The 1,207-nt window shown below is 72.2% G+C and carries 2 protein-coding genes and 1 tRNA gene; 2 read left to right on the plus strand and 1 reads right to left on the minus strand.

What is annotated here, in order from left to right; all coding sequences use genetic code 11:
• The coding region (locus FV230_RS28495; RefSeq protein ID WP_147844749.1) for an HAD-IC family P-type ATPase at nucleotides 1-501 on the plus strand (501 nt) is incomplete at its 5' end.
• A complete protein-coding gene (cueR, locus tag FV230_RS28500) occupies nucleotides 501-968 on the plus strand; it encodes a Cu(I)-responsive transcriptional regulator (protein ID WP_147844750.1) in 468 nt (155 codons plus the stop codon). The genes FV230_RS28495 and cueR, both read left to right, overlap by 1 nt.
• Before the next feature lie 115 nt (nucleotides 969-1,083).
• On the opposite strand, the gene FV230_RS28505 is transcribed toward cueR, so the two are convergent.
• A tRNA-Met gene (locus FV230_RS28505) sits at nucleotides 1,084-1,160 on the minus strand.
• Nucleotides 1,161-1,207 lie beyond the last annotated feature (47 nt).

Genomic DNA, 1,207 nt, shown 5'->3' on the forward strand with positions numbered 1-1,207 from the left:
GGCCTGCGCATCGTGATGCTGACCGGCGACAATCGCGGCAGCGCCGCCCGGGCGGCCGAGGCGCTCGGCCTCGACGCGGTCACGGCCGAGCTTCTGCCGGAGGACAAGGCGGCGGCGATCCTGCGCCTGAAGGCCGGCGGGCGTCGGGTCGCCATGGTCGGCGACGGCGTCAACGACGCGCCGGCGCTCGCGGCCGCCGATGTCGGCATCGCCCTGAGCAGCGGGACCGACGTCGCGATGCACGCCGCCGGCGTCACGCTGATGCGCGGCGATCCCGTGCTGGTCGCCGACGCCGTCGACATCGCCCGGCGGACCTACGCCAAGATCCGGCAGAACCTGTTCTGGGCGCTGGCCTACAACGTCGTCGGCATTCCGCTCGCGGCCGCCGGCCTGCTCAGCCCGATGGTCGCCGGCGCCGCGATGGCGTTCTCCAGCGTCAGCGTCGTCGGCAACGCGCTGCTGCTGCGCCGCTGGCGCCCGGCCGCGGAGGCGCGGCGATGATGACCATCGGCGAGGCCGCACGGGCCTCCGGCGTGTCGGCCAAGATGATCCGCTACTACGAGAGCACCGGCCTGATCGACCGGGCGGCGCGATCGGAAGCCGGCTACCGGCACTACACCGAAGCGGAGATCCACACGTTGCGCTTCATCCGCCGGGCGCGCGACCTCGGCTTCACCGTGGAGCAGATCGGCGTGCTGCTGGCGCTGTGGCGCGACCGGGGCCGGGCCAGCGCCGACGTGAAGCGCATCGCGCTCGAGCACGTCGACGCGCTGGAGCGGAAGGCGGCCGAGCTCCACGCGATGAGCCGGACGCTGACCGCGCTCGCCGCACGCTGCCACGGCGACGACCGCCCGGACTGCCCGATCATGGAGGATCTGGCGGAGGCCGGACCTGTTCCGGAAGGCGCACCGGGCGGCCCCGCCCGGTTCGGGCTCGGTCGGTCGGCGCATAGGCGCGATGAGGGATGACGAGGCGGACGCCGCATCGGGAGCCGCTGCCGAAGGCGATACCCGAACGGCAAGCGGCCGGCCTGCGTGGCGCAGGCCGGCTGTTTGCGGTTATGTGAGGTGTATGTGGTGTATTTGGTTGCGGGGACAGGATTTGAACCTGTGACCTTCAGGTTATGAGCCTGACGAGCTACCGGGCTGCTCCACCCCGCGCCAGGGTGCGTGCTGGTCCTCGTGTATGGACCGGCACGTTCGGCGAT

Origin of the sequence: Methylobacterium sp. WL6, assembly GCF_008040095.1 — a bacterium.
In the GTDB taxonomy this organism is placed as follows: domain Bacteria; phylum Pseudomonadota; class Alphaproteobacteria; order Rhizobiales; family Beijerinckiaceae; genus Methylobacterium.